Consider the following 25,778-nt stretch of genomic DNA (forward strand, 5'->3'; position numbering starts at 1 on the left):
AAAGGACACACCGTGACCACCACCGCCAGGACCACGACCACCACCCTGAGGGCAGAGGGCTTCTCGTGCCCCTCCTGCGTGGCCAAGATCGAGAAGCAGGTCGGTCGGCTCGAGGGAGTCGAGTCGGTGAAGGTGCAGTTCGCCACCGCCCGCGTCGTGGTCGTCCACGACCCCTCGGTCGCGACCACCGACGACCTCGTCGCCGCCGTGGCCAGGGCGGGTTACACCGCCCGCCCCGCCGCCTTCTGACACCACGACACCCGCACGGAGAGGAACGACGCACCATGAACGCGCTGCGCACCCGGCTGCAGGGCAGCTGGACGATCCCGATCATCTCGGGACCGGCGATCCTGGCCTCCCTCATCCTCGACCGACTGGTCGGCGCCTCGGTCGGGGGTGACGCCCTCATGATCGCCGCCGCGGTCGTGGCCGGCGCCCCCGTGGTCGTCAAGGCCTACCACGCGGCGACCGCCAAGGTGATCGGTATCGATCTCCTCGTGGCGGTCGCCGCGGTCGGCGCGATCCTGGTGGGCAACTACTGGGAGGCCGCGGCCGTCACCTTCCTCTTCGCGGTGGGCCACGCCCTCGAGTCGGCGACGCTGAGCAGGACCCGCTCGGCCCTGGCCGAGCTGGTCGCCGTGGCCCCCGAGGTCGCCGTCGTCATCCGCGGCGGCCGACAGGTCGAGGTGCCCGCCGCCGACGTGGCGACGGGCGAGACCGTCCTGGTCAAGAACGGCTCCAAGGTGCCCGTCGATGGCCTGGTGGCCGGCGGCACCGGCGCCCTCGACGAGGCCTCCATCACGGGCGAGTCCATCCCGGTCGAGAAGGTCGAGGGCGACGAGGTCTTCGCCGGCACGATCTCCACCGGAGGGTTCCTCCAGGTCGAGGCGACGGGCGTCGGTGCAGACACCACGCTGGCCCGGATCATCCACCGGGTCGAGGAGGCCCAGGATGCGAAGGCGCGGACGCAGGCCTTCATGGACCGCTTCTCTGCCTGGTACACCCCGGCGATCATCGTGCTCGCGGTCGTCATCGGGGTGGCCACGCAGGACTTCGTGCTGGCCCTGACGCTGCTGGTCATCGGCTGCCCCGGTGCGCTGGTCATCTCCATCCCCGTCTCGATCGTCGCCGGCATCGGTCGCGGCGCCAAGGACGGCATCCTCATCAAGGGAGGCGAGTTCCTCGAGACCTCCGCGAGGGTCGACGCGGTCGCCGTGGACAAGACCGGCACCCTCACGGAGGGGCGGCCCCGGCTGACGGACGTGGTCACGCTGGACCCGGGCACCACCCGCGATGACGTGCTGCTGCTTGCCGCACGTGCTGAGGCCGGGTCCGAGCACCCACTGGCGCGCCCGATCCTCGCCGCGGCGGTGGAGGCCGGGATGGCGGTCCACGGGCTGCCGGAGGACACCGAACCGATCGCCGGGAAGGGCATCGTCGCCACCATCGACGGGCACCGTGTCGGGGTCGGCAACGTGGCCCTGGCGCGGATGGAGGGGGTCGTCGACACCGCGGCCGCGACCCGGACGGTGTCCGAGCTGGCCGAGGCCGGACGCACCCCCATGGTGGTCACCCGCGACGGGCAGGCGGTCGGCGTGGTCGCCGTCGCGGACCGGATCCGCCACGACGCGCCCGAGATGATCCGCCGCCTGCACGAGGCGGGCATCGAGAAGGTCGTCATGATGACCGGTGACGTGGAGCAGGTCGCCCGAGCCGTGGCACTGGAGGTCGGGGTCGACGAGGTCCGTGCCGGGCTGCTGCCGGAGGACAAGCTCGAGGCCGTGGCTGACCTGCAGCGGCAGGGCCGCACCGTGGCCATGGTCGGCGACGGGGTCAACGACGCGCCGGCGCTGGCCACCGCCGACATCGGTGTGGCGATGGGCGCGGCCGGGACGGGCGTGGCGATCGAGACCGCGGACATCGCGCTGATGAAGGACGATCTGCTCAAGCTGCCGGAGGCGGTCTCCCTGGCCCGCCGCACGGTCAACAACATGCGGCAGAACGTCGTGGTCGCCCTGGTCACCGTCGCCACACTGCTGGCCGGCGTGCTCTTCGGCGGCGTGACCATGGCCGTCGGGATGCTCGTCCACGAGATCTCGGTCCTGGTGGTCATCGCCAACGCGATGCGGCTGCTGCGCCCCCGCCGCGAGCCGGGTGCTCGGCCCCCGGCGGCCACCCTGATCGGGGCGACCGGGACCCGGGAGGTACGAGTGGTCACTCCCGGGTGATCCGCCCGGCACGGTCGACGCGCCGCTCAGACCTGGGCAACCAGCTCGAGCAGCGCGTCGACGTCGTGGATCACCAGTTCCCGGGTGCCGTGACCGACGACCACCCCGGACTCCCGCAGCCGGCGCAGCTGCCGGCTCAACGACTCGGGCGTGGTGTCGAGCAGGGAGGCGATGTCCTTCTTCGCCAGGGGCAGCCGCACCGCGGTGCCCCCCTCGGTCGGGGAGCCGGGCAGGGACAGCAGGTAGTCGGCCAGCCGGGAGCTGACGTCGCCGGAGATCAGCGCGGTCAGTCGGGTCTCGGCGTCCCCCAGCCGCCGGCTGACGTCCGCCAGCATCCGCAGGACGATCGAGGGGTGGGTCCGCACGAGCTGCTCCAGGTCCTCGTGCCGGAAGGTGCACATCGAGGTCGGCTCGAGGGCCGTCGCGAAGTGGTCCGGGGTGCGGCCGGTGAGGAAGGCCGACTCACCCACGAAGTCACCGGGCCGAAGCACGCGGATGACGTGCTCGAAGCCGTCGACGCTGACCCTGGAGATCTTCATCGACCCGGTGTGCAGGACCAGCAGCAGGGAGGACGCCTCCTCGGCGGCGTAGACCTGCTCCCCCTTCGCCAGCCGGCGCGGGCGGGCGAGCTGGGCCACGCCCCGTTGCTGCTCGTGGCCGAGGCCTTGGAAGATCGGCACTCGGGCCACGCACAGGTCCTCGGACTGCGCGTGGACGACGGGCGGCTGGGTGCGGGTCACGTCCACCTCCACGTCGATCATAGGCAGCGAAGGGGAGGGGGTCGGACCTCCCCGCAGGTCCGGTGGTCGCGGCGTCAGTCCGTCGGGGGACCGGTGACCAGCTCGCCCTTCGTGTCGCGCGGCCACGCGTTGGCCTCGCACCCGTCGAGGCCGAGGGTCTGCTGCAGCATGACGGGCGCCGTCCGGCCCTTGCCCGGGCAGGCCTCGTGGCCCTTGCCCAGCCCGTGTCCGACCTCGTGGTTGATCAGGTAGTGGCGGTAGAGCTCGAGGTCCGGGATGTGCGGGACGCCGATGTACCAACGGTCGAGGTTGACCAGGATGTACCGCCCGGCGCGACAGGACGTGTAGCCCTGGGTGTTGGCTCCCGCGGCGGCGCACTGCTCGTCGACGCTGTCCGGGGTCGCGAGCCGGATGATCAGGCCGGGCTCGCCCCCCGAGACCCGCTGGAAGCGCCAGCTGCCCCCGGCGGTCCAGCCGCGGGGGTTGCGCAGGGTGGCGTCGATGGCGGTGGCGAACTCCTTTGCGCTCACGCCCGACCCCTTCTCGACCTCGACCTGGTAGGTCATCAGCCGGCCGGACGTGCCACGCACGCGGTCCGATCCCTGCGCGGTCTCGAAGGTCCCGGTGGTGCGGTAGTCCGGCAGCGTCGGGGTCGGCGAGCTGGGGCTGGCGGAGGTGGAGGAGGACGCCGATGTCGACGGGGTCCTCGGCGGGCCGGCATCCGCCGATGGCGGGGAGGTCGTCGACGTGGCCACGGGAGCGGCGCCCGAGTCCCGGTCGGGGCGCAGGGCGACCAGCAGCACCCCGACGATGACGAGCACCCCGAGGGCGACACCCACCCGGCGGCGGTGTGCCTGCCCACGGTCCCTGGGTGCGAGGTCGGACGAGTCCACGGGCATCAGGGTAGATGCCTCGACGGGGTGGTGCGGCTCACGCCGCGTTGGCCAGGAGCCAGTCGCGCAGCCGCAGCGTGGACAGGCAGTCGTACTCGTTGTACTGGCCGAGGTCGGTCAGGCGATCGGCGGCCAGTGCCGCGTCGCCCTCGGCGACGGCGTCGCGGTACCGCTGGTACTCGAGGATCGACTCGCCGCCACCGGTGACGCCGTCCGGGTCGCGCAGGTCGGCGCCCATGTAGAGCGGCTCGAGGCGCTTGATGGAGTAGGACGGGCTGCCCACGCGCACAGAGGCCCTCACCACCGCGTAGAGGTCGACGAGCACGCCGTCGTCGATCAGGGCGGCGACCTCGTCGCGGTACACGGAGTGACGGTTGGCGAGCCGGATCAGGGCGGTCTGCTCGTACCCGGCGTAGTGGTAGACGTGCATGGCGGGCCAACGCCGGCGCCGCTCAGCGACCCAGTCGATGAAGTCGACGAGCGCCCGGCGCTCCTGGGCGCGGTCGTGCGCCCAGAACGGCGTGAAGCGCTCGCCGTCGTCCGTGGTCAGGCACCCGAAGAGGTACTCCAGGCCGGGATCGTCGTCGGAGCCGTCGCGCCACATCGGGTCGCCCTCGAAGTCGAAGAAGACATCTCCCGGGCTCGGCGCCGGCAGGGCCGCCGGGGTGTGCACCTCGAAGGCGAGGGGCTGGTCCCGGGTCGGCTCGACCAGCTGCAGCCGGGCCTGGGCGCTCATCGCGGCCAGGTCCTCCGGCTCGAGCCCCTCGACGGGCTCGGTGCGCTGCGCCAGGGCCGCGGCCGTGGTCACGCCCGCGTGCAGGAGCAGGCGCCGCCGGTGCGCCGAGACGCCGGCGACGAGCCCGACGTCACCGGACGCGGTGAGCTCGGCCCGGCAGGCGTCGCAACGCAGGCAGGCCCGCCACCGGGGATCGCCCCACGCCACCGGCGCGCCCTCACCGAGATGGGTCTCGAGGACCTCGAGGACGCGTGACCGGACGGTGGCGAGGTCCTCTGTGACGTCCTCGAGCGGGGTGTCGACGACCGACCCGTCCCCGAGGTAGAGCCGGACGAAGGGGGCCACCGGCGCCCCCGCCTCCCGCAGCGCCTCGGCGTAGGCCGCCACCTGGGCGAGCGCGTGGGCGTGGGCGGAACGGGCCAGCTTGGTCTCGGCGACGATCCACCGGCCGTCGTCGCCGCGCAGCAGGTGGTCGGCCCGGCCGGTGAAGCGGCCGCTGCGGACCGGGGCCTGGTGCACCAGACGCACGCTCGGGTCGGCGAGCAGCCGCAGGGTCGCCTCGTGGTCGAGCCCGCGCGCGTCCCGGACGCCGTCGGGGTGCTCCTGGGTGAGACGCCGGGTGACCTCGGTCTCCCACTCCCGGCCGGCGGCACCGAAGCGGTCGCGTACTGCGTCGGGTGCGCTGGGCACCGCCTCCCGGCGTCCCAGCCGGACGTCCGCCTCGACCAGCAGGCCGAACTCGCAGCGACGACCGGTCCGCAGGTCACCCGAGGTGATCGTCGGGGGACCGGGGACGCCGTCCAGCAGGGGGTAGTGCATGGACCCGACCATACGAGGGAGCACCGACAAGCGACCGGGCGTGGTCGTCCCGAGGGTGGTCGTTCGGGGGTGCTTGGGGGCGCAGGTCGCCCAGCGACCGTGAGCCCCCGAGCGTTCAGACCCAGCTGGGGAACCACATCCGCCACTGCCAGTGGTCGTAGGGGATGACCTGGGCGGTCCACACCGGCCAGAAGAAGGCGAAGTTGGCGAGCACGAGCAGGCAGTAGGCGCCGACGACGAGGTGGCCGACCCGCCGTCGCCGCTCGGGGGCGCCTCGTGGCCCCAGCGCCAGCCCGAGGAGGAAGACGACCGCGAGGATCACCCACGGCTGGAAGGAGATGACGTAGAAGGTGAAGATCGTGCGGTGCTGGAGGAAGAACCAGGGCAGCCAGCCGCCGACGAACCCGGCGAGGATAGCCCCGGCGCGCCAGTCCCGCTTCATGCCCCAGTGGTAGAGCAGGAAGAAGAGCGCGATGGTCGCCAACCACCAGATCGAGACCGAGCCGAGGCTGGTGATCGCCTTGGAGCACTTGTCGACGGCACACCCCTCGACCCCCATCTCCTTCGACTCGTAGAAGAAGGACGTGGGCCGGGACTGGATCATCCACGACCACGGGTTCGACTGGTACGTGTGCTCGGAGGTCAGGTTGTCGTGGAAGCCGTAGGCCTGCACGTGGTAGTCCCACAGCGAGCGAAGGGAGGGCGGCAGCCACTGCACGCCCTCGCCGGGGTGGTCCGCGGCCCACGACCGGTTGTACCCGTGCGTGCTGGTGAACCACGAGGCCCACGAGGCGATGTAGGTGCCGAGGACGACCAGGCTCATCGAGATCCCGGCGGGGACCCCGTCCTTGAGGATCCCGGCGCCGAACCAGCGTCGGGTGCCCACCGCCCTTCGCGCCCCGATGTCCCACCAGACGGTCATCAGACCGAAGATCGCGAAGAAGTACAGCCCCGACCACTTGGTGCCGCAGGCCAGGCCCAGGCTCACCGCGGCCACGAGGCGCCACGGCCGCCACAGCAACCACGGTCCGGTGCGCATGCGCACCCCGGCGGGGAGCGCGGCGACCTTGTCCGCCAGCCGTCGTCGTGCCCAGTCGCGGTCGATGAGCAGCGCGGCGAAGGCGACCAGCGCGAAGAACATGAGGATCAGGTCGAGCAGGCCCGTGCGCGAGTGGACGAAGTGGTGCCCCTCGAAGGCCATGAGGAAGGCGGCGATCGTGCCGAGCCAGTTGGAGCGGAAGAGGCGCCGGGCGACCCGGCCGACCACGAGGATCGAGAGCGTCCCGAGCAGCGCCACCGAGAAGCGCCAGCCGAAGCTCGACGTCGGTCCGAGGACCCACTCGCCGAAGGCGATGATCCACTTGCCCACGGGTGGGTGGACGACCATGTCGCCCTGGGTGGTGATGAAGACATCGGTCGTGCCCTCGGTGAAGGTCGGGTCGACCTTCTCGCCCTCGCCCTTCCACTTCATCTCGACGCCGTGGTCGAGCATGGAGACGCCCTGCTTGACGTAGTAGGTCTCGTCGAAGATCAGCTGGTGGGGGCGCCCCAGGGCCCAGAAGCGCATGAGACCGCCGATGACGGCGAACAGCAGCGGACCGAGCCAGCCCCACAGCACGTCGCTGGGGCGGAACCCGAGCAGCCGGGAACGCAGCTGCTCACGGCGGTCCATGGCCGTCATCGTAGGTGAGCCTGCGCAGCACCGCGGCGGTTGCTTGGGAGGATGTGGGCATGCCACTCGTCCTTGCCGCCACGCCCATCGGTGATCCCCGCGACGCCAGCACCCGTTTCCGGGAGGAGCTGGCCGGCGCCGACGTCGTCGCGGCGGAGGACACCCGCCGGCTGCGCCGCCTCGCCGGCGAACTCGGGGTCGAGCTGCCCGAGCGGGTGGTCAGCTACCACGAGCACAACGAGGCCTCCCGCACGGCGGAGCTTCTCGAGTCGGTGACGAAGGGGGAGCGGGTCGTCCTCGTCACAGACGCCGGGATGCCCTCGGTCTCGGACCCGGGGTACCGCTTCGTGCGGGCGTGCATCGACGCCGACCAGCACGTGACCTGCGCACCCGGCCCGAGCGCGGTGCTCGTGGCCGTGGCCCTGTCCGGGCTGCCGGTGGACCGGTTCTGCTTCGAGGGCTTCCTGCCGCGCAAGCCGGGGGAGAAGCGCCGGGTGCTGGAGGAGCTCGTCCACGAGCGGCGCACGATGGTCTTCTTCGAGGCGCCCCACCGGATCGCGGCCACCCTGGAGGTCATGGCCGACCGCTTCGGCGCCGACCGTCAGGCCGCGGTCTGCCGCGAGCTGACCAAGACCTACGAGGAGGTCCGCCGCGGCGGGCTGGCCGAGCTGGCCGAGTGGGCCGCCGAGGGCGTCAAGGGCGAGATCACCATCGTCGTCGGTGGCGCGGAGGAGACCATCGTCTCCCTCGAGGACGCCGTCGCCGAGGTCCTCGCCCGGCACGACCGCGGCACCCGCCTGAAGGACGTGTGCGCCGCGGTCGCGACCTCGACCGGTCATGGCAAGAAGGCGCTCTACGACGCCGTCCTGTCCCACCGGGCCTCTCCCGACCGACCTGACAGTTCCCACTCAGACTGACCTGAGACAATCCGCGCCATGACCGAGCCGATGCCTGACTCCGGCACCGACCTGCCCCTCGACCCCGAGACCACCGAGACCAGCGAGACCGCGGCCGCCGCCGCAGAGAAGGCGGCGGCTGGTGTGCGCGAGGCCCGTGCCGAGCACGTCGGCACCGGGGCGCCGGGTGCGCGGGACCGCACCGTGGTCCACCTGATGCGCCACGGTGAGGTCGAGAACCCGCACAAGATCCTCTACGGCCGCCTGCCGGACTACCACCTGTCCGACCTCGGCCGGGAGATGGCCGAGGTCGTCGCCGAGCACCTCGCCGACCGCGACCTCGCGCTCGTCGTGCACAGCCCCCTCGAGCGCACCGCGGAGACCGCCGCCCCGACCCTGGAACGGCACGGCCTGGCGGCCGTCGTCGACCCCCGCGTCATCGAGGCCGGCAACAAGTTCGAGGGGCGTCGCTTCCGCAAGCGCCTCCTGCTCGACCCGCGGCGCTGGTGGTGGGTGCGCGACCCCACCGTGCCCACGTGGGGCGAGTCGTACCACGCCATCAGCAAGCGGATGATGGCCGCCATCGAGGACGCGCGGGACCACGCCGGCGGTCGCGAGGTGCTCGTCGTCAGCCACCAGCTGCCGATCTGGACGATCCGCAGCGCCCTGGAGAGCCGTCGCCTGTGGCACGACCCGCGCCGGCGCCAGTGCAACCTCGCCTCCCTCACCTCCGTGACCTTCGTCGGTGACGAGGTCGTCGACGTGACCTACACCGAGCCCGCGGCCCACCTCTACGCACGGGCCGCGAAGACCCCGGGAGCCTGACCCCTCGATGATCGACCACCGCCCCACCCGCCGTTCCGTCGTCACCGCCGCGAGCGGTCTCGCCCTCCTGACGCTCGCCGGCTGCTCATCCTCGTCCGACACCGCGGACGCGGCCCAGGACGCCGGCTACCGCTCCGGTGACGGCAGCGTGACGATGATCGACCCGGACGAGCGGAAGGACCCCGTCGAGCTCTCCGGCGAGACCCTCGACGGGACGACGTGGGACAGCGCCGACCACCGCGGCTCGGTCGTCGTCGTCAACGTCTGGGCCAGCTGGTGCGGGCCGTGCGCCAAGGAGGCCCCGCACCTGGTCGCCCTGAACAAGAAGCTGAAGGGGGAGGACGTCGAACTCGTCGGCATCAACTACCGCGAGTCCTCGGTGGCGACCGGCCGGGCGCAGGCCGAGACGTGGGGCTTCACGTGGCCGTCGATCTACGACGAGACGGGCAGAACCTCGCTCGACATGCAGGGCATGATGACCGCCCAGCCGTCGACGGCCGTCCTCGACCGCAAGGGACGCATCGCCGCCGTCGTCCTCGGGGCGACGACGGAGTCGACCCTCATGGGTCTGGTCGAGGACACCCTCGCCGAATCCGCATGAGCGTCGCCCTCGCCTCCGTCGCCGCCGCGCCCTCCTCGCTGAGTGACCAGGTCGCCGGCGGCGCCCTGCCGCTCGCGGTGCTCGTCGCCGCCCTCGCAGGTCTCGTCTCCTTCGCCACCCCCTGCGTGCTCCCGCTCGTGCCGGGCTACCTCGGTTACGTCACCGGCCTGTCCGACGTCGCCCTGGAGAAGCGCAGCCGTGGCCGGATGGTCCTGGGCACGCTGCTGTTCATCCTCGGCTTCACCGCGGTCTTCGTGCTCGCGTCGCTCTTCGTCGCGACCGCCGGGCGCATCTTCATCGAGCAGCGGGAGCTGCTCATGCGCATCGGTGGGGTCGTCGTCATCCTCATGGCCCTGGTCTTCCTGGGCGCCGGCTCGCAGCGGACCTTCCGCCTGCCGGTCAAGCCGGCCGCCGGGCTGGCCGGGGCGCCCGTCCTCGGTGCCGTCTTCGGCATCGGGTGGGCCCCGTGCATGGGTCCGACCCTGGCGGCGGTCCTCGCCCTCAACCTCACGGGGGACGCGTCGACGACCCGCGCGGTCATCCTCGCGGTCGCCTACTGCCTCGGGCTGGGCGCTCCCTTCGTGCTCATCGCCGCTGCCTACGAGCGCTGGGCCCCGGTGTCGGCGTGGCTGCGTCGGCGCCAGCGGACGATCCAGGTCATGGGCGCCGTCCTGCTCATCATCATCGGCCTGCTCCTGCTCACCGGCGGCTGGGACGCGATCAACCAGTGGCTGCAGATCCGACTCATCAGCGACGTGGAGGTCCTCATCTGATGGCTGACCGCGAGAATCGCACTCCCTCCGCCAGGTCGACCGTCACGCAGCCCAGCCTCGGTGTCGTCGGCTGGGCGCGGTGGGGCTGGCGACAGCTGACGAGCATGCGCACGGCGCTCTTCCTGCTGCTGCTCCTGGCGATCGGCGCCGTGCCGGGCTCGGTCTTCCCGCAACGCAACTTCGACCCCGGGCGCACTGCGGACTGGATCCGCCGCCACGAGACGACCGGTCCGATCCTCGACAGTCTCGGAGCCTTCGAGGTCTACTCCTCGCCGTGGTTCTCGGCGATCTACCTGCTGCTCTTCATCTCGCTCATCGGCTGCATCGTCCCGCGCACCGCGGTCCACCTGCGGGCCCTGCGTGGCAGGCCCCCGCGCGCGCCGCGCCGGCTGGCCCGCCTCGAGGCCCACGCCGAGGGCGAGGTCGACGGCACCCTCGAGGAGGTCCGCGAGGCCGCGACCACGGTGCTGCGCAAGCGCCGCTACCGCGTCGCCAGCCACGACGACGTCAGCGTCTCCGCGGAGACCGGTTACCTCAAGGAGACCGGCAACCTCATCTTCCACACGAGCCTGGTCGCGCTGATCGTCGGCGTCGCGATCGGCTACCTGTGGGGCTGGAAGGCCGACGTCATCGTGCCCTCCGGTGAGTCCTTCGTCAGCACCGTGACGCGGTACGACACGTGGGCGCCCGGGCCGCTCGTCGACGAGTCCTCGCTCTCCCCCTTCGCCGTCACGGTCGAGGAGATGACCGCCGACTTCAACGACCGCGACCCGGCCGCCCGCACCTTCGGCCAGCCGCGGGACTTCGAGGCGCACGTCTCGGTCACCGACGCCGACGGGAACGAGTTCACCGACGTCGTCAAGGTCAACAGCCCGCTGGAGATGGAGGACTCGACCGTCTTCCTCCTCGGCAACGGTTACGCGCCCGTCGTCACCGTGAAGGACGACGAGGGCGAGGTCCTGTACGAGGGGGCGACCCCCTTCCTCGCGCAGGACGGCAACTACCGCTCCACGGGTGCGATCAAGGTCGGGGCGGCCACGCAGCCCGAGCAGTTCGGTTTCGTCGGGCTCTTCCTGCCCACCGCCACCATCGACCCGGAGCAGGGGCCGATCTCGGTCTTCCCCGACACCCGGGCGCCGGCGCTCGCGCTGAGCCTCTACACCGGCCAGCTGTACCCCGGTGGTTCGGCGCAGTCCGTCTTCACCCTCGACACCGAGTCGATGGACAAGGTGGAGACGAGCGACGGCAGCGACCAGCTGCGGCTGTGGCTGACGCCCGGGGAGACCAAGACGCTGCCCGGTGACCGGGGCACGATCACCTTCGACGGCATCGAGCGCTACGCCGGTTTCTCCGTGCGCAGCGACCCCGGCCAGGGGCTGACCCTCGTCTCGGCGCTGCTGGCGCTCGCAGGCCTCATCGCGACCCTGCTGGTGAAGCGGCGACGGGTCTTCGTGCGGCTGACCGAGGCCGACGGCCGGGTGCGGGTCGAGGTGGGCGGCATGAGCCGTGACGACGACGAAGGCCTGTCCGAGGTGGTCGCCGAGGTGCGCGACCGGCTCGTGGGAGAATCGAGGACATCATGACGAACGAGATGCTGGCCCAGTACGCCAACTACGCACTGGCCTCCGCCGCGCTGCTGGTCACCGTGGCGATGCTCGGCTACGCCCTCTACCTCGCGCAGGCCGTGCCGGTGCGGGAGCGGGCAGAGGCCGATGCCAAGGTCCCGGCGACCGTGGGCGGTCCGGCCGACGACGCCGCCGTCACCCCCGCCGTCGCCGCTGGGCCGGCCGAGACGCCGGTGAGGGCGCGCAAGGCCGCCGGCATCGCCGGCTCCCTCACGTGGCTCGCCGCCGGGCTCCTCCTCCTCTCGGCCGCACTGCGCGGGGTCGCCGTCGAGCGCTTCCCCCTGGGCAACCTCTTCGAGTTCAGCGTCGCCGGAGGGTTCTTCGCCCTGGCGACGTTCAGCGTGGCCTCGACCCGTCGTGACCTGCGCTGGCTCGGGGTCTTCGTCACCGGCTTCGTCACGCTGCTGCTCATGGTCGCCTCGACCGCCTGGTACGTCGAGGCCGACGAGGTCGTGCCCTCGCTCCAGTCGTACTGGCTGCCGATCCACGTGACCGTCGCGACCCTGTCCGTCGGGGTCTTCGCCGTCGGCGCCATCGTCAGCGGGCTCTACCTGCTCAGCGACCGCGAGGTCGGCGGTGAGCGCTTCTGGCGCAAGCTGCCCCCGCCCCAGTCGCTGGAGAGGTTCTCCTACTCCCTGCACATCATCGGGTTCCCGCTGTGGTCCTTCACGCTCATCGCCGGCGCGATCTGGGCGCGCGAGGCCTGGGGTGCGTACTGGACGTGGGACCCCAAGGAGGTGTGGACCTTCGTCATCTGGACGGTCTACGCCGCCTACCTGCACGCGCGGGCGACGAAGAACACCTCGCGCCGCACGGCGAACTGGATCGCCGTCGCCGGATTCGCGTGCATCATCATCAACTACACCGTCGTCAACTTCTACTTCATCGGCATGCACAGCTACGCGCAGTGAGGGCGACATGATCCGCTACACCCTGCTCCGGTTCCTCATCTTCTTCGGGTGCCTCGCGTTGTTCTGGTTGCTCGGCCTGCGGGACACCAACGAGCTGCCCTGGCTGGCCGTCCTGGCCGCCATCGCGTCGATGGTCATCTCGGCGTTCGTCCTCAAGCCCTTCCGGGCGGACATGATCCGGCAGATCGAGGAGCGTCGCGCCGCCAAGGCGGAGAAGCGGGCCGCCAGGACCGACACCGACGAGGCCGTCGAGGACCGCGCCCAGGAGCGCAAGGCGACCGAGCGCGAGGCGGAGTCCCCCGTGGAGGACGAGGAAGAGACCTACCGCTGAGGCGCTCGCGCTTGGCACACCAGGGCTGAAGTACCTGCACGTGGCCGGGAAACCTTGTGATGACCGCGCCACGAGCCGGCCCCGGGAGGCCAAGGCGGTCAACTCAGGGCTTCCCGGCCATTTCGGACGCTCGAGGACGGCGGCAGGCCCCCTTGAGGCGTCGGTCGGGCGAGTCGCACGGGTATCAGGTGGCCCGAACGCCCTCGCTCGCTCAGACGGCCAGCGGGACGACCAGCAGGACCGCCCAGGCCAGCTCGGCGATGCCGGTCAGGCCCAGCGCGGGGATCAACGCCCGGCCGGTGGCCCCGTCCTTGACGGCCCTGATGCCCGGCCACGCGACGAGCAGCCCGAGGAGGGCGACCGGCGCCCAGACCTGCCAGATGGCCATGAGCAGCGTGCACACGGCGGCCACGACGAAGAGCGCGAGGTAGAGCCGGCGGGTGCCCGCGTCGCCGAGGCGGACCGCGAGCGTGGTCTTGCCGGTCTCGCTGTCGGTGGGGATGTCGCGCAGGTTGTTGGCCACGAGGATCGCGCTGGCCAGGGATCCGACACCGATGGCGCCGAGCAGGCCGATGGGGGTGATCGTGCCGATCTGGGTGTAGAGGGTGCCGAGGGTGGCGACGAGGCCGAAGAAGATGAAGACGTACACCTCACCCAATCCGCGGTAGCCGTACGGGTTGTCGCCACCGGTGTAGCGCCAGGCCGCGAGGATCGCGAGCGCGCCGATCGGCAGGAGGATCCACGCCGCGCTCAGGGCGACGAGCGCGAAGCCGAAGAACCCGCCGAGCCCCAGGAAGGCGAAGGCCATCGCCTTCACGTCGGCCGGCGCGGCCAGCCCCTGCCCGACGAGACGGACCGGGCCGACGCGCTCCTCGTCCGTGCCGCGGATCCCGTCGCTGTAGTCGTTGGCGTAGTTGACGCCGATCTGCAGGCAGCAGGAGACCAGCAGGGCCAGCAGTGCGAAGCCGAGCACGGCACCCGTCTCCTCCTCCTCGAGGTTCAAGTGGGCCGCCGCGGCGGCGGTGCCGACGATGACGGGTGCGATGGCTGCGGGGAGGGTTCGCGGTCGGGCGCCGGCGATCCAGTCGGAGAGTGAGGCCACGATGGTCGATCCTACGAGCGATCAGCCCTCGAGCAGGCGCGCCACGGCGGTGCGGTCGGGCTTTCCGGGGCCGCGCAGGGGCATCTCCGTCACGACGAGGGCCCGCCGGGGGAGCGCGTGGGCGGGCAGGTGGGGACGCAGCATCTCGCGGATCTCGCCGAGCCCCTCCGGCGGCACCGGACCGGGCGGCGGCCCCCCGGGTGAGGTGACCGCGGCGAGCCCGATGATCTGGCCCCACTCGGGGTCCGGCAGGCCGACGACCACGGCGCCGGTGACGGCCGGGACGTGCGCGACGACGGCGTCCTCGACGGTGCGTGGGGTGACCTTCATCCCGCCGGTGTTGATCAGGTCGTCCGACCGACCCAGGACGGTGACCCTCCCTTCGCCGTCGACGGAGCCGAGGTCGCTGGTGCGGAACCACGTCTGCCCGTCCCGGGCGACGAAGGCGTCCGTCTCGAGGCCGAGGTAGCCGTGCGCGACGACCGGTCCGCCGATCTCGAGGGTGCCGTCGACCCCGGTGCGCACGGTGACGTCGCGCAGGGGTTTGCCGTTGTAGACGCAGCCGCCGGCGGTCTCGGACATGCCGTAGGTGGTCACGATCCGTACGCCCTCGGAGCGGGCCCGGTCGAGCAGCGGTGCGGCAGTGGCGGCCCCGCCGACGAGGATCGCGTCGAAGCGACGCAGTGCCTCCAGCCCGAGCGGGTCATCGACGAGCCGGGCGAGCTGGGTGGGCACGAGGGAGGTGTAGCGGCGCTCCCCGTGCATCCTCGCCGTGGCCTCGACGAGGGCAAAGGCGCTGTCCTGAGGTGCGAGGGCCCCCCGACCCGAGCCTCGAAGGGGGGTGACCCCCGACGCCTCGAGGACCACCGGCGTCGTCCCTGCCGTGATGCTCCGCAGCAGCACCTGCAGCCCCGCGATGTGGTGCGGGGGGAGGGCGAGCAGCCACTGCCCGTGGCCACCCAGCCGCTCGGCGGTCGCCTCGGCGCTCGCGATGAGGTTCGCGGCGGTGAGGAGGGAGAGCTTGGGGGTGCCGGTCGAGCCGGAGGTGGCGACGGTGACCGCCAGGTCGTCGGGGACCGGCCCGTCCGGGATGATCGGCGACTCGTCCGGGGAGTGCGGGTGGATCGGTGCGGTGCCGGTCAGCGCGCGCTCCAGGGTGGGGAGGGCGTCGAGCACGGCGGGGCCTGCGGGCAGGGGGAGCGGGGTGATCGGCACCCGTCCATCTTGGCGGATGCGCAGGGCGCCGGGGGGAGCCCCTCCACAACCCGTCGGGCCAACCCCATCGCCAGCGCGCGCCGGCCTCCCTAGCGTCGTCCGCATGGGGATGACACGTTGTGCTTCCGTCGGCCGTGTGGGCGTGCCGCCGCAGGGGTGGGCGCGGGCAGCCGCGCTCGGCTGCCTGCTGTGCGTCCTGCCCTCGATCCTGTGGCGCCTGGCGATGCTCGCCGGGGTGGACACCGGCTTCGTCGACGCGGACTGGTACCGCGCGGAGGGCTCCAGGATCGCCTACGTCCTCGGCCTCGATGCCCTGCAGCTGGCCGGGGCGCTGCTCTGCCTGGGCCTGGCGATGCCGTGGGGCGAGCGGATACCCCCCTTCGTGCCGGTCCTCGGCGGCCGGGCCATCCACCGGCTGCTGCCGATGGCCCTGGGCGGAGCCGGGGCCGTGCTGCTGTACCTCGTCATGGGGCTGCTGGCCACGTCGTACGGCAGCGTGTGGTTGGGCCTGCGCGAGGGATGGACGCCGGCGGCGGGGATGGGCCCGGTCGAGGTGATGGTCCTCGGTCTGGCCTATGTGCCACTCCTGATGTGGCCGGTGGTGCTCACCGTGGCGCTCGTCGGGTACTGGCGGCGCCGCAGCCCCCTTCGCCCGGCATCAGGTGGTCACCTCGTGCGGTGAGGACCGACGGGAAGCGCACCGACCGACCATCTGATGGTGCCCGGGCTCAGGCGAAGATACTGGCCACGAGCACCAGCGGCAGCGAGACGACCGCGCCGAGGGAGGTCGCGAGGGTCAGCGTCTTCAGCGCGCCCTGGGTGGACAGGCCGAGGAGGCTCTTGAACATCCAGAAGAAGTTGCTGTTGACGTGCAGGGCGAACATCGCACCCGAGGCGATCGCCAGAGCGATGACGACGGGGTCGACCCCGGTGGAGGCGACGACCGGCGCGATGATGCCGGCCGCGGTGATCGCGCCAACCGACACGGAGCCGATGGCGAAGTGCAGCAGCGCGGCGATGAACCACGACAGCAGGACGGTGATGAGGATCGGTGCCCCGGCGTCCGCGGAGAAGAGTCCGGCGAGGGTCTTGTCGAGCCCGGTCTCGCTGATGACGGCGCCCAGCGAGCCACCGATGCCGGTGATGAGCAGGATCTCGCCCGTGGTGCGGAAGCCGTGGGAGAGCGCATTGCCCGTGCCGTCGCCGCCCAGGGTCCGGCGCCCGATCACGAAGGCGACGAGCAGGCCGATGAAGAGCGCGATGTTGGCATTGCCGACGAACGCGATGACCGCGTTGTCGCTGCCGAAGAGCTCGGCGAAGGCGCCCATGGCGATGAGCACGAGCGGGATGAGCACAGGGCTCAGGCGCAGGATCAGCGGCATCCGCAGCGCCTTGGCCGGGATCGCGTCAGGGTCCTCGATGTCGGCGTCGTGCGCGTCGTGCGCCGCCCGGTGCTCGTCCTCGGTGCCGATGGCCTTCCAGGCCGCGTGGTGCGGGTGGTCAGGATGTTCGACCTCGTCCTCGTCGATGTCGGTGCGCTCGTTCCAGAAGCCGGTGCTCAGCAGCAGCTTGAAGAGGAAGGCCACCACCAACGCGGTGATCAACCCGATCGGGGCCCCGTAGATGAGGTAGGTGCCCAGGGGGAGGTCGAGCAGCCCGGCGACGGCGACGGCCGCCAACCCGGGCACGACGAAGACGTACCCCGCGAAGATGCCGATGGCGATCGACCCGGCGAGCCACGGGAGGCCGCGGCGCTTGTCGATGACCGGCGCTGCTTGGCGGGCCATCGGCGAGGCGAGGACCACCTGCACGTCGACGTAGATCGAGGGGAAGATCGTCGACAGCGCAGCGGCCATCGCGTAGGGCAGACGGCCCCCGACCCGGGCGGCGATGATGTCCACCAACCGACGGAAGGTCCCGGTCGCCTGCAGCAGCGAGCCGATGAGGACACCGAAGCCGATGAGCAGACCGACCTCGGTCATGATGTCGCCGAAGCCGACCGTGATCGCCTCGGTGGTCCCCGCCAGCCCCACCCCGGCAGACAGGCCGAGGAAGAGCGAGGAGACGATCAGCGAGATGACCGGGTCGACCTTGAACCTGATGATGAGCAGGATCGCAAGGGCGATGGCGATGAGGGTGAGGGCGACGTCCACGGCGGGCACCCTACGCGCCGGTGGCCGGCATCACACCTCGGGACCGCGGCTGCCCGACAGGTGAGAAGGCGGTCAGAAGTACCAGGGGAAGGACGACCAGTCCGGGTCGCGCTTGTCGAGGAACTGGTCACGCCCCTCGACGGCCTCGTCGGTCATGTAGGCCAGCCGCGTGGCCTCGCCGGCGAAGACCTGCTGGCCCATGAGCCCGTCGTCGGTGAGGTTCAGGGCGAACTTGACCATCCGGATCGCTGTCGGCGACTTGGCCATGATCTCGCGGGCCATCTGCAGCGCCTCGACCTCGATCTCGGCGTGCTCGACGACCGCGTTGACGGCGCCCATCTCGTGGGCCTCCTGTGCGGTGTAGGCGCGGCCGAGGAAGAAGATCTCGCGAGCGCGCTTCTGCCCGACCATCTTCGCCAGGTAGGCGCTCCCGTAGCCGCCGTCGAAGGAACCCACGTCGGCGTCCGTCTGCTTGAAGCGGGCGTGCTGGCTGGCGATCGTCATGTCGCACACGACGTGCAGCGAGTGCCCGCCGCCGGCGGCCCAGCCGCCGACGAGGGCGATGACGACCTTCGGCATGGTGCGGATGAGCCGCTGCACCTCGAGGATGTGCAGCCGGCCCCCTTCGGCCTTGACCCGGCGCTCGTCGATGCCGGCGACACTGTCGTCGCCGGTCGGGTCGCTCGCGTACTGGTACCCGGAGCGGCCGCGGATGCGCTGGTCGCCGCCGGTGCAGAAGGCCCAGCCCTCGGTCGTCGCGCTGCTGCCCTCGCGCGGCGTGGGGCCGTTGCCGGTGAGCAGGACGACGCCGACGTCCGGGCTGCGGCGGGCGTGGTCGAGCGTGCGGTAGAGCTCGTCGACGGTGTGCGGTCGGAAGGCGTTGAGGATCTCGGGGCGGTCGAAGGCGATCCGCACGCAGCCGAGCTCCGTGGAGCGGTGGTACGTGATGTCGGTGAGGTCCTCGAAGCCGGGGACCACCTCCCAGGCCTGCGGGTCGAAGGTCTCGCTGACGTTCTCCAGTGCACTCACGGCCCGAGCCTATGGCCATTCGCTGCCGCGATCTCCACAACCCCCGTCGCCGGTCCGTCGACCCCCACAGCCGGGCGAAGGGGGCTCCCCCTCCCCTCCCGCAGCCGGTGGGCTGGGCACGTGGCCGATCGCAGGGACCGGTCACCGACGAGAGGACGGACCGATGGGCGAGCGCTGGTTGTACGGAGTGGACGGTGGGCTGCTGGAGCCCGACGACGAGTGGGGGAGGGACCCCTGGCTCGACGGGGTCCCCCCGTCCCGGGACGCCGGTCGCGTCCCGGACGGCCTGGGCACGGTGACCGAGGTCGTCCTCATCGACGGTCACGTCGTCGACTCGGTGACTCGGCCGGTCTCCGGGAGCGGGTACGAGTGTGCCGCCCTCGAGCTGGCGCACCTGCGCGAGCCCGCACCGCCGCCACGGGTCGAGCGCGTGATCGTCCGGGAGGAGCCGCAGGAGCAGATGCTCCACTGGCTCGAGCGCGTGGTCGGCAGCAAGGAGGCACTCGACACACTGGACGACGACCCGCTGCCGCTGGGGGAGCCGCTCGAGCCCGACCTGCTGCCACTCGGGAGCCGGGACCTCGCGTGCGCCGTCGACGAGCACCTCGACCTGCTGGAACCGGCGCCGATCCTGTCCGGGCAACTGATCACGGCCTACCGTCGGCTTCTCGCCACGGCCGCCCACGCGGGGATGCTCCACCTGTGGCGGGACTTCCCGCCGACCAAGGTGACGGCGACGATCGTCCACACCGTCGTCAAGGCGAATGCGCTCACCGGCACCGGCGCCCCCTTCAGCTACGGAACCTTCGTGCGCGGGCTGGGTGAGGGCACGGCACCCTCGGCGCGCTCCCGCAGCCTGGCGCTGCTCGTCGGCGGCAGCCAGTGGCCGCACGGGCGCAGTCCCTCGGAGGCCCCGGGGGTCTACGTCCTCGGCGACACCGGCCTGCTCGTGAGCCGCTTCCGCAACGAGCTGATCACCTACCGTGACCTCGCCCGCACGGCCGAGGCCGCACTCGGGCAAGTGGCGGCGGGGTGACGTGCCGGGCGGCCCCGGGGAGCCGACGTGAGGCAGGCTGTCCCCATGGCGAGCAAGCAGTCGACCCGGGTCCGCAGGGCCGTCCAGCGCTACGCCGCCGGACGCGAGGAGCTGCGCGCCGTCACGGACGCCTATGTCGCCCTCGTGACGCAGCTGCTCGACGACGCGGGCATCAACTACCTGGCGGTGACCGGGCGGACCAAGTCGGTCGAGTCCTTCGCCAGCAAGGCAGCCCGCCGACTGCCGGGTGGCCGGCTCGCGCACCCGAAGCCGCTCACCGACATCACCGACCAGATCGGCGTCCGTGTCGTCACCTACGTGCTCTCCGACGTCGCCGCGGTCGCCCAGCTGCTCACGGCCCAGCTCGAGGTGCGCGAGGACCGCGACATGGGCCAGGAGACGGCGGACGCCGGACGGTTCGGTTACTCGAGCCGGCACCTCCTCGTCGCCCTCGACGAGGAGCGCGAGGAGCCGGGGATCCCCACCGGGACCCTGGCCTCGGTCCAGATCCGCACCGTGCTCCAGCACGCCTGGGCGGAGTTCGAGCACGACGTGCGCTACAAGGGATCCGTCAGCGCGGAGCACGGCCCCGACTTCGACCGCCGGTTCACCCTCGCGGCGGGTCTCCTCGAGCTGGCCGACCAGCAGTTCACCGCCATCCGCGACCGCCACCGCGAGGAGCTCACGTCGCCGGCGGAGGGAGCCGACGACGACCCCCGGATCAGTCCCACCGACCTCGCCGCCTTCCTCGCCGGCCAGTTCACGGACGCCGGCTGGTCCCGCACCGACCACTACGCGTGGATCAGCAGCCTGCTGCTCGAGCTGGGCATCACCTCTCTGTCCGAGCTGCGCGAGGTCCTGCGGGACGTCGACGTCGAGGCCATCGAGTCGCGGATGGGGTACCGCTACCCGCCCGGCGCGGTCCGCCGTCTCGATGACGCCCTGCTGTCGGTGTACGGGCAGCGGTACGTCGAGCTGCACGGCAATGCGCACCGGGTCCGCCTTCTCGCCGCCAGACTGGACAAGTTCACCGACTGACCGGTCGCGCCCTCGGTTACCGTCGGGCCATGGCACTTCGCTGGTACCAGGTCTCCGTGGACGCGCGGGACGCCGCAACCCTTGCCCGCTGGTGGGCCGACGTCCTCGACTGGGAGCTCGGCTTCGAGGACGAGTACGAGGTCAACGTCGTCCCGCCCGGGACCAGCGACGACCCCGTCGACACGGTGGAGACGTGGCAGGCGATGCCGCCGACCTTCGTCTTCGCGCCGGTACCCGAGGGCAAGACGGTGAAGAACCGCCTGCACATCGACCTCGCCCCGCACATCGACCAGGACCGGGACGCGTTGATCGAGGAGCTGCTGGTCAAGGGCGCCACCCGCGTCGATGTCGGCCAGGACCCCGATGTCACCTGGACGGTGCTCGCCGACCCGGAGGGCAACGAGTTCTGCGTGCTCTCCAGCCGCGACCGATGAGCGCACCGGCCCCGGACGAGCTGCTCGACGCGCTGCACGTCGTCACCCTGCCGCTGCGCACCCGGTTCCGCGGGATCACCGAGCGGGAGATCGCGCTGGTGCGCGGGCCCCACGGTTGGGGTGAGTTCGCGCCCTTCGTCGAGTACGGGCCGCAGGAGTCGGCCCGCTGGCTGGCCGCGGCGATCGAAGCCGCCTGGACCGGGTGGCCGGACCCGGTGCGCACCGCGGTGCCCGTCAACGCGACCGTCCCTGCGGTCCCCGCCGGCGACGTGGCGGGGATCCTCGCCCGCTACGACGGATGCACCACCGCCAAGGTCAAGGTCGCCGAGTCCGGCCAGAGCCGGGCCGATGACATCGACCGGGTCGCCGCGGTCCGCGACGCCATGGGCCCGCACGGTCGCATCCGCGTCGATGCCAACGGCGGCTGGACCCTCACCCAGGCGCACGACGCGCTCGCAGCCCTCGCCCCCTTCGGCCTGGAGTACGCCGAGCAGCCCTGTGCCGACGTGCGTGACCTCGCCCGGCTGCGGGTGGAGCTGGCGCGCGCCGGCATCGACGTACCGGTCGCCGCCGACGAGTCGATCCGCAAGGCCGAGGACCCGCTCGAGGTCGCGCGGCTGGGCGCCGCGGACCTCGTGGTGGTCAAGGTCGCCCCCCTCGGTGGCGTCGTCCGCGCCCTCGAGGTCGTCGCCGACTGCGGGCTGCCGGCCGTCGTCTCCTCCGCGATCGACTCCAGCGTCGGCCTGCGGGCCGGGGTGGCGCTCGCCGCAGCGCTGCCCGAGCTGGAGCACGCCTGCGGTCTCGGCACCGGGGCGCTGCTCGGCGCGGACGTCACGACCGACCCGCTCCTGCCCGTGCACGGGCAGCTGCCCGTGCGCGACGTCGTGCCCGACCCCGACCTGCTCGCCACCCACGCCGCGCCCGCGGCGCGGCTGGACTGGTGGCGCGACCGTGTCACCGCCGCCCTGGCGCACCTGTGACCCCCACGTCCACAGCCCGAGCCGCCTGACTCCGCTGCTCCACAACCGGGGCGAAGGGGGCGCTCGCTCACCCCACGAGCCGATGGGCTGTGGGCATGGACATCCCACCGCTGCTGCTCGAGGACCTCGAGGTACCAGCCCTCCGCCTGGAGCGCCTCGCCGACGGTGTCGACGGGCTCGTCGCGCGGACCGCGCACGGTACGAGCCACTCGTGGCGGGGCCCTGCCGCCGACCGGCACCGCGAGCTCGTCGCGGCGCACGCGGCCGACCTCACCGCGCTCGGTGCCGCCCTCCGGGACGCAGCCGCCGCGGTGCGGACGCTGGCGGCGGTTGCGTCGGGGCACGCGGCCGTGCGGCGGACGCCTCCGGTGAGTCATGCCGGCTCACCTGCCGGTGAGTCATGACTGACCCAGTCGCTTCACGCGGTCGCACGGCTTCCCCGTCCGGTGCGGGTGCTGCCGTGAGCCGCGAGCTCACCGTCACCGGCGGCGCGCACGGCCTGGCCGTCTCCCTCGAGGAGCTCGAGGAGGGGGCGCGGGTCCTGGAGGTCGCCGGCCGGGACGTGGCGGAGACCGCGGTGCTCGTCGGCGCCACGGCGGTCGAGCCGGCTCTCGCACTCGCTGGCGTGATCGCACCCGTCGAGTACGTGACCGCGGAGGCCGCGGTCCTCGACTGCGCCCGCGACGCCGTCGGGGTCTCGGCGCGGGTGCTCGCCACCGCCGAGGCGACCCGGGCGGCGGTGGGGCTGTACCGCGAGGGGGAGCAGGCGGCGGAGGCGCTCTTCGACGTCGCAGCCACCTCGGTGGGAGTCACCATCGGCGCCTCCGTGCCGACCGCGGCCCTGGCGGTCGGTCTCCTCACCCCGCTCCTGCTCCCGCGGCTGCCGGTGCTCGGCGCACCCGCCACGGCGGCCCTCGTCGGTCTCGGCCTGGGACTGGGGCAGGAGGTCGACGAGCTGCTCGTGCACGCGCCCGGACTCGTCCCGTTCGTGGCCGAGGGGTTCGACGGTCTGGTCATCGGTCTCGGCAGGGGCACACCGGCGCTGGGGACCTGGCTGCGGTGGCGGTCGGGACGGCTGGGTGTGCCCTACCCGCCACGCACGCAGCAGGAGGCACTGCAGGTCGTCATCGCCGCGACCGAGGGGATCGCCCTCGACGAGTCCGACCAGGACGTGCGCGTGGTTCCCCACGTCGTGACGGGTGTGCGGGCGCCCCGCAGCGTCGCCGACCTCGTCGACGACAGCGGCCCCACCTCGGGCGGCTCCCGGGTCCGGGTCGTCGGTGTCCCGCGCGCCGAAGGGTCGTGGACCTGGGTGGTCGACGTGCCGGGGACGCAGAGCTTCGACCCCCGGGCGGGGGAGAACCCCTGGGACCTCACGAGCAACGTCCTGCTCGCCGCGGGGGAGCAGACCCTGACGATGCGGGCCGTCACTCGCGCCCTCACCGACGCCCAGCGGCGCACCGGCTCCGGTGGACGCAGCCGGGTCCTCCTCGGTGGCCGCAGCCAGGGCGGCCTCACGGCCGCCGCGCTCGCCGCCGACCCGCACTTCCGCCGCCGCTTCCGGGTCACCCACGTCGTCACCGCCGGCGCGCCCGTCGCGGGCCTGGACGTCCCCGACGACGTGTCGGTGCTCAGCCTCGAGCACACCGAGGACCCCGTCGCCGGGCTCGACGGCGCGGACAACTCCGACCGGGAGGACTGGGTGACCGTGGAGCGCCGGGTGGCTGACCTGCTCGGGCCCGACGACGGGGCGACGGACGCGCACGCCACCGAGCTGTACGCGCAGACCGCCCGCCTCGTCGACGAGAGCGACGACCCCTCGCTGGCGGCGTGGCGCGCGGGCGCGGACGCCTTCCTGGACGGCGAAGGGGGTGACCCGGTCGTCATCGACTACGCGGTCGAGCGGGTCCCGGCCGGGAGCGCGGCAGTGGCAGGATCGGTCCCGTGAATCCCTCGACGACCGGAGCCCGCGTCCTCCTCGACGAGCTCGTCCGGCTCGGCGTGCGTGAGATCGTCCTGTGCCCGGGCTCCCGCTCGGCGCCCCAGGCCTACGCCGCGCACGACCTCGACGCGTCCGGTCGGGCCCGGCTGCACGTGCGGGTGGACGAGCGCAGCGCGGCCTTCCTCGCCCTCGGTCTGGCCAAGGAGAGCAGGCGCCCGGCCGTCGTCATCACCACGAGCGGCACCGCCGTCGCCAACCTCCACCCCGCCGTCCTCGAGGCACACCACGGGGCGGTCCCGCTCCTCCTGCTCACCGCTGACCGGCCACCCGAGCTGCGGGGAGTCGGCGCCAACCAGGCGACCGACCAGCCCGGCATCTTCGGGGAGCACGTCCGGCTCGCCCTCGAGCTGGAGACCCCGCAGGACCCGCCCCGCCAGGCCGCGGCATGGCGCACCGGTGCCGCCCGCGCATGGGCAGCGACCACCGGGGCGCTCGGCGGCTCCGGTCACGCCGGGCCGGTCCACCTCGACCTGCCCTACCGCGACCCCCTCGCGCCGGACACGACGTCCACGGTTCGAGGTACTAGGGCGCCGCTGGACACACCCGAACACCTCGAACCATCGGACCCGGTCGCCGGTCGCCCCGGTGGGACGCCGTGGGTGACCCTGCCCGCGCCCGCCCCGGTGGCAACTGCCGGGGCCACGCCCCTGGCGCACGACCCGCAGACCCTCGTCGTCATCGGCGAGCTCCCGGGCGCCGAGCACCGCGCCGCCGCGCTGGACTGGGCGGCCCGCCACGGCGCGCCGGTCATCGCCGAGCCGGGGCCGGGGACGCACGACCTGGTCCTCCCGCACGGTGCGCAGCTCCTTGCCGCCACCGGGTGGGTCGACGCCCACCTGCCCGCCCGTCTCCTCGTCATCGGCCGGCCGACCCTCGGGCGCGCGATCCCGGCCCTCACCCGTCGTCCCGGCGTGCGTGTCGAGGTCGTGACGCCGGGGGAGCCCGGGGCCGCCGGCTGGGCCGATGCCACGCACTCGGCCGCAGCGGTCCACCCCTTCGCCGCGCTCATCGGTGACGACGACGACCGGGGGGCGGCCCCCCTTCGCGCGGGCGGGGGGACCCGCGCACCAAGGGGCACGGCCTTCGCCCGGACGTGGCTGGAGGCCGCCGACCGGGTGGCCGACGCCCTGGACGGTGCCGGTGACCTCGACGGGCCCACGACCGCCCGGACGCTGCACGACGCGGTGCCGGGGGAGAGCCTGGTGCTCCTCGGCAGCAGCAGCGTCGCCCGGGACCTGCACCTCGGGGTGGCACGGCCGCGGGCCGACGTGCGCCCCGTGACCAGCCGTGGGCTGGCCGGTATCGACGGCTGCGTCTCGACGGCGGTCGGGCTGGCGCTGGCCCGCACCGACCCGACCTACGCGCTGCTCGGGGACCTGACCTTCCTCCACGACGCCAACGGACTGCTCATCGGTCCCGACGAGCCGGTGCCGGACCTGACGATCGTCGTCGTCGACGACGACGGGGGCAGCATCTTCGACACCCTCGAGTACGGGGCGGACGAGCACGCCGGGCCGATGCGCCGGCTCTTCACCACGCCGACCGGCGCGGACATCGAGGCCCTCTGCGCCGCTCACGGCGTGCCCGCCACGACCGCCCGGACCCCCGAGGACCTCGCCCGCCTGGTCGAGACCCCCGCCACGGGTGTCCGCGTGGTCCGGGTCCCGATCGCCGCCGGCTCCCGCCGCGCCGCAGGGGAGCGGACCCGGGCGGCCGTCGTCGCGGCCCTGGGCTGACCC

The 25,778-nt window shown here is 72.6% G+C and carries 25 protein-coding genes; 17 read left to right on the plus strand and 8 right to left on the minus strand.

Annotated elements, in window-relative coordinates:
• Positions 1-12: 12 nt before the first annotated feature.
• Complete coding sequence (locus O9K63_RS14810; protein ID WP_277239064.1) at positions 13-249, plus strand: heavy-metal-associated domain-containing protein; 237 nt, start codon at positions 13-15, stop codon at positions 247-249.
• 35 nt (positions 250-284) lie between these two features.
• Positions 285-2,228: a heavy metal translocating P-type ATPase gene (locus O9K63_RS14815; protein ID WP_277239066.1), complete on the plus strand. Its 1,944-nt coding sequence runs from the start codon at positions 285-287 to the stop codon at positions 2,226-2,228.
• A gap of 26 nt (positions 2,229-2,254) precedes the next feature.
• Here the strand turns inward: O9K63_RS14815 and O9K63_RS14820 are convergent, their stop codons facing one another.
• The 4 genes from O9K63_RS14820 to O9K63_RS14835 all read right to left on the minus strand — a co-directional run bounded on the left by O9K63_RS14820 (position 2,255) and on the right by O9K63_RS14835 (position 7,088).
• Entirely contained in the window at positions 2,255-2,968 is a 714-nt protein-coding gene (locus tag O9K63_RS14820) for a Crp/Fnr family transcriptional regulator (RefSeq protein ID WP_277239068.1), read from the minus strand.
• Positions 2,969-3,042: 74 nt separating this feature from the next.
• Positions 3,043-3,861, minus strand: coding sequence for a DUF3152 domain-containing protein (locus tag O9K63_RS14825; RefSeq protein ID WP_277239070.1), 819 nt, complete (start codon positions 3,859-3,861; stop codon positions 3,043-3,045).
• Between the two features lie 37 nt (positions 3,862-3,898).
• Complete coding sequence (locus O9K63_RS14830) at positions 3,899-5,416, minus strand: TM0106 family RecB-like putative nuclease (protein WP_277239072.1); 1,518 nt, start codon at positions 5,414-5,416, stop codon at positions 3,899-3,901.
• A 115-nt stretch (positions 5,417-5,531) separates the two neighbouring features.
• Complete coding sequence (locus tag O9K63_RS14835) at positions 5,532-7,088, minus strand: dolichyl-phosphate-mannose--protein mannosyltransferase (protein ID WP_277239073.1); 1,557 nt, start codon at positions 7,086-7,088, stop codon at positions 5,532-5,534.
• Positions 7,089-7,147: 59 nt separating this feature from the next.
• Here O9K63_RS14835 and rsmI point away from each other — a divergent pair, with 59 nt between their 5' ends.
• Genes rsmI through O9K63_RS14870 form a run of 7 tightly spaced genes read left to right on the plus strand, consistent with a single transcriptional unit; the run spans position 7,148 to position 13,050 of the window.
• On the plus strand, positions 7,148-8,005 hold the full coding sequence (rsmI, locus tag O9K63_RS14840; RefSeq protein ID WP_277239075.1) for a 16S rRNA (cytidine(1402)-2'-O)-methyltransferase: 858 nt from the start codon (positions 7,148-7,150) through the stop codon (positions 8,003-8,005).
• An 18-nt stretch (positions 8,006-8,023) separates the two neighbouring features.
• Positions 8,024-8,809, plus strand: coding sequence for a histidine phosphatase family protein (locus tag O9K63_RS14845; protein WP_277239077.1), 786 nt, complete (start codon positions 8,024-8,026; stop codon positions 8,807-8,809).
• 7 nt (positions 8,810-8,816) lie between these two features.
• Positions 8,817-9,410: a TlpA disulfide reductase family protein gene (locus tag O9K63_RS14850; protein WP_277239079.1), complete on the plus strand. Its 594-nt coding sequence runs from the start codon at positions 8,817-8,819 to the stop codon at positions 9,408-9,410.
• A complete protein-coding gene (locus O9K63_RS14855) occupies positions 9,407-10,183 on the plus strand; it encodes a cytochrome c biogenesis CcdA family protein (RefSeq protein ID WP_277239081.1) in 777 nt (258 codons plus the stop codon). The genes O9K63_RS14850 and O9K63_RS14855 overlap by 4 nt, the downstream gene beginning before the upstream one ends.
• On the plus strand, positions 10,183-11,766 hold the full coding sequence (gene resB / locus O9K63_RS14860) for a cytochrome c biogenesis protein ResB (protein ID WP_277239083.1): 1,584 nt from the start codon (positions 10,183-10,185) through the stop codon (positions 11,764-11,766). Before O9K63_RS14855 ends, resB begins: the two co-directional genes overlap by 1 nt.
• Positions 11,763-12,719, plus strand: coding sequence for a c-type cytochrome biogenesis protein CcsB (ccsB, locus tag O9K63_RS14865; RefSeq protein ID WP_277239085.1), 957 nt, complete (start codon positions 11,763-11,765; stop codon positions 12,717-12,719). Before resB ends, ccsB begins: the two co-directional genes overlap by 4 nt.
• 7 nt (positions 12,720-12,726) lie before the next feature.
• Positions 12,727-13,050, plus strand: coding sequence for a DUF4229 domain-containing protein (locus tag O9K63_RS14870; protein WP_277239086.1), 324 nt, complete (start codon positions 12,727-12,729; stop codon positions 13,048-13,050).
• Between the two features lie 211 nt (positions 13,051-13,261).
• Here O9K63_RS14870 and O9K63_RS14875 read toward each other — a convergent pair whose 3' ends face one another.
• Together O9K63_RS14875 and menE are read right to left on the minus strand one after the other, a co-directional pair.
• The gene (locus O9K63_RS14875) at positions 13,262-14,152 is read right to left on the minus strand and encodes a 1,4-dihydroxy-2-naphthoate polyprenyltransferase (RefSeq protein ID WP_277239088.1); all 891 of its coding nucleotides are present in this window, start codon (positions 14,150-14,152) and stop codon (positions 13,262-13,264) included.
• A gap of 21 nt (positions 14,153-14,173) precedes the next feature.
• Positions 14,174-15,367, minus strand: a complete 1,194-nt coding sequence (gene menE, locus O9K63_RS14880) for an o-succinylbenzoate--CoA ligase (RefSeq protein WP_277239090.1) — start codon at positions 15,365-15,367, stop codon at positions 14,174-14,176.
• Between the two features lie 103 nt (positions 15,368-15,470).
• Between menE and O9K63_RS14885 the strand changes: the two genes are divergently transcribed.
• Complete coding sequence (locus tag O9K63_RS14885; protein ID WP_277239092.1) at positions 15,471-16,049, plus strand: hypothetical protein; 579 nt, start codon at positions 15,471-15,473, stop codon at positions 16,047-16,049.
• A 46-nt stretch (positions 16,050-16,095) separates the two neighbouring features.
• On the opposite strand, the gene O9K63_RS14890 is transcribed toward O9K63_RS14885, so the two are convergent.
• Positions 16,096-17,520, minus strand: a complete 1,425-nt coding sequence (locus O9K63_RS14890; protein ID WP_277239094.1) for a GntP family permease — start codon at positions 17,518-17,520, stop codon at positions 16,096-16,098.
• 72 nt (positions 17,521-17,592) lie between these two features.
• Complete coding sequence (locus tag O9K63_RS14895) at positions 17,593-18,549, minus strand: 1,4-dihydroxy-2-naphthoyl-CoA synthase (RefSeq protein WP_277239096.1); 957 nt, start codon at positions 18,547-18,549, stop codon at positions 17,593-17,595.
• A 163-nt stretch (positions 18,550-18,712) separates the two neighbouring features.
• On the opposite strand from O9K63_RS14895, the gene O9K63_RS14900 reads away from it, so the two are divergent.
• The 7 genes from O9K63_RS14900 to menD all read left to right on the plus strand — a co-directional run bounded on the left by O9K63_RS14900 (position 18,713) and on the right by menD (position 25,775).
• Entirely contained in the window at positions 18,713-19,585 is an 873-nt protein-coding gene (locus O9K63_RS14900) for a hypothetical protein (protein ID WP_277239098.1), read from the plus strand.
• A gap of 45 nt (positions 19,586-19,630) precedes the next feature.
• Positions 19,631-20,623, plus strand: a complete 993-nt coding sequence (locus O9K63_RS14905) for a GTP pyrophosphokinase (RefSeq protein WP_277239100.1) — start codon at positions 19,631-19,633, stop codon at positions 20,621-20,623.
• Positions 20,624-20,652: 29 nt separating this feature from the next.
• Positions 20,653-21,057, plus strand: a complete 405-nt coding sequence (locus O9K63_RS14910; protein ID WP_277239102.1) for a VOC family protein — start codon at positions 20,653-20,655, stop codon at positions 21,055-21,057.
• Positions 21,054-22,037: an o-succinylbenzoate synthase gene (locus O9K63_RS14915; protein ID WP_277239105.1), complete on the plus strand. Its 984-nt coding sequence runs from the start codon at positions 21,054-21,056 to the stop codon at positions 22,035-22,037. The genes O9K63_RS14910 and O9K63_RS14915 overlap by 4 nt, the downstream gene beginning before the upstream one ends.
• 95 nt (positions 22,038-22,132) lie before the next feature.
• Complete coding sequence (locus O9K63_RS14920) at positions 22,133-22,441, plus strand: hypothetical protein (protein WP_277239107.1); 309 nt, start codon at positions 22,133-22,135, stop codon at positions 22,439-22,441.
• Positions 22,442-22,497: 56 nt separating this feature from the next.
• The gene (locus tag O9K63_RS14925) at positions 22,498-23,985 is read left to right on the plus strand and encodes a hypothetical protein (RefSeq protein ID WP_277239109.1); all 1,488 of its coding nucleotides are present in this window, start codon (positions 22,498-22,500) and stop codon (positions 23,983-23,985) included.
• Positions 23,982-25,775: a 2-succinyl-5-enolpyruvyl-6-hydroxy-3-cyclohexene-1-carboxylic-acid synthase gene (gene menD / locus O9K63_RS14930; RefSeq protein ID WP_277239111.1), complete on the plus strand. Its 1,794-nt coding sequence runs from the start codon at positions 23,982-23,984 to the stop codon at positions 25,773-25,775. The genes O9K63_RS14925 and menD overlap by 4 nt, the downstream gene beginning before the upstream one ends.
• Positions 25,776-25,778: the final 3 nt, after the last annotated feature.

The sequence above is a fragment of the Janibacter cremeus genome (assembly GCF_029395675.1).
Classification (GTDB): Bacteria; Actinomycetota; Actinomycetes; order Actinomycetales; family Dermatophilaceae; genus Janibacter; species Janibacter cremeus_A.

What these genes read in the sequence shown, in the direction of transcription:
- O9K63_RS14815 (WP_277239066.1), top strand. Translation starts at nt 285, where the DNA reads ATGAACGCGCTGCGCACCCGGCTGCAGGGCAGCTGGACGATCCCGATC.
- O9K63_RS14830 (WP_277239072.1), bottom strand. Translation starts at nt 5,416, where the DNA reads ATGCACTACCCCCTGCTGGACGGCGTCCCCGGTCCCCCGACGATCACC.
- O9K63_RS14835 (WP_277239073.1), bottom strand. Translation starts at nt 7,088, where the DNA reads ATGGACCGCCGTGAGCAGCTGCGTTCCCGGCTGCTCGGGTTCCGCCCC.
- rsmI (WP_277239075.1), top strand. Translation starts at nt 7,148, where the DNA reads ATGCCACTCGTCCTTGCCGCCACGCCCATCGGTGATCCCCGCGACGCC.
- O9K63_RS14845 (WP_277239077.1), top strand. Translation starts at nt 8,024, where the DNA reads ATGACCGAGCCGATGCCTGACTCCGGCACCGACCTGCCCCTCGACCCC.
- O9K63_RS14850 (WP_277239079.1), top strand. Translation starts at nt 8,817, where the DNA reads ATGATCGACCACCGCCCCACCCGCCGTTCCGTCGTCACCGCCGCGAGC.
- O9K63_RS14855 (WP_277239081.1), top strand. Translation starts at nt 9,407, where the DNA reads ATGAGCGTCGCCCTCGCCTCCGTCGCCGCCGCGCCCTCCTCGCTGAGT.
- resB (WP_277239083.1), top strand. Translation starts at nt 10,183, where the DNA reads ATGGCTGACCGCGAGAATCGCACTCCCTCCGCCAGGTCGACCGTCACG.
- ccsB (WP_277239085.1), top strand. Translation starts at nt 11,763, where the DNA reads ATGACGAACGAGATGCTGGCCCAGTACGCCAACTACGCACTGGCCTCC.
- O9K63_RS14870 (WP_277239086.1), top strand. Translation starts at nt 12,727, where the DNA reads ATGATCCGCTACACCCTGCTCCGGTTCCTCATCTTCTTCGGGTGCCTC.
- O9K63_RS14885 (WP_277239092.1), top strand. Translation starts at nt 15,471, where the DNA reads ATGGGGATGACACGTTGTGCTTCCGTCGGCCGTGTGGGCGTGCCGCCG.
- O9K63_RS14900 (WP_277239098.1), top strand. Translation starts at nt 18,713, where the DNA reads ATGGGCGAGCGCTGGTTGTACGGAGTGGACGGTGGGCTGCTGGAGCCC.
- O9K63_RS14905 (WP_277239100.1), top strand. Translation starts at nt 19,631, where the DNA reads ATGGCGAGCAAGCAGTCGACCCGGGTCCGCAGGGCCGTCCAGCGCTAC.
- O9K63_RS14910 (WP_277239102.1), top strand. Translation starts at nt 20,653, where the DNA reads ATGGCACTTCGCTGGTACCAGGTCTCCGTGGACGCGCGGGACGCCGCA.
- O9K63_RS14915 (WP_277239105.1), top strand. Translation starts at nt 21,054, where the DNA reads ATGAGCGCACCGGCCCCGGACGAGCTGCTCGACGCGCTGCACGTCGTC.
- O9K63_RS14920 (WP_277239107.1), top strand. Translation starts at nt 22,133, where the DNA reads ATGGACATCCCACCGCTGCTGCTCGAGGACCTCGAGGTACCAGCCCTC.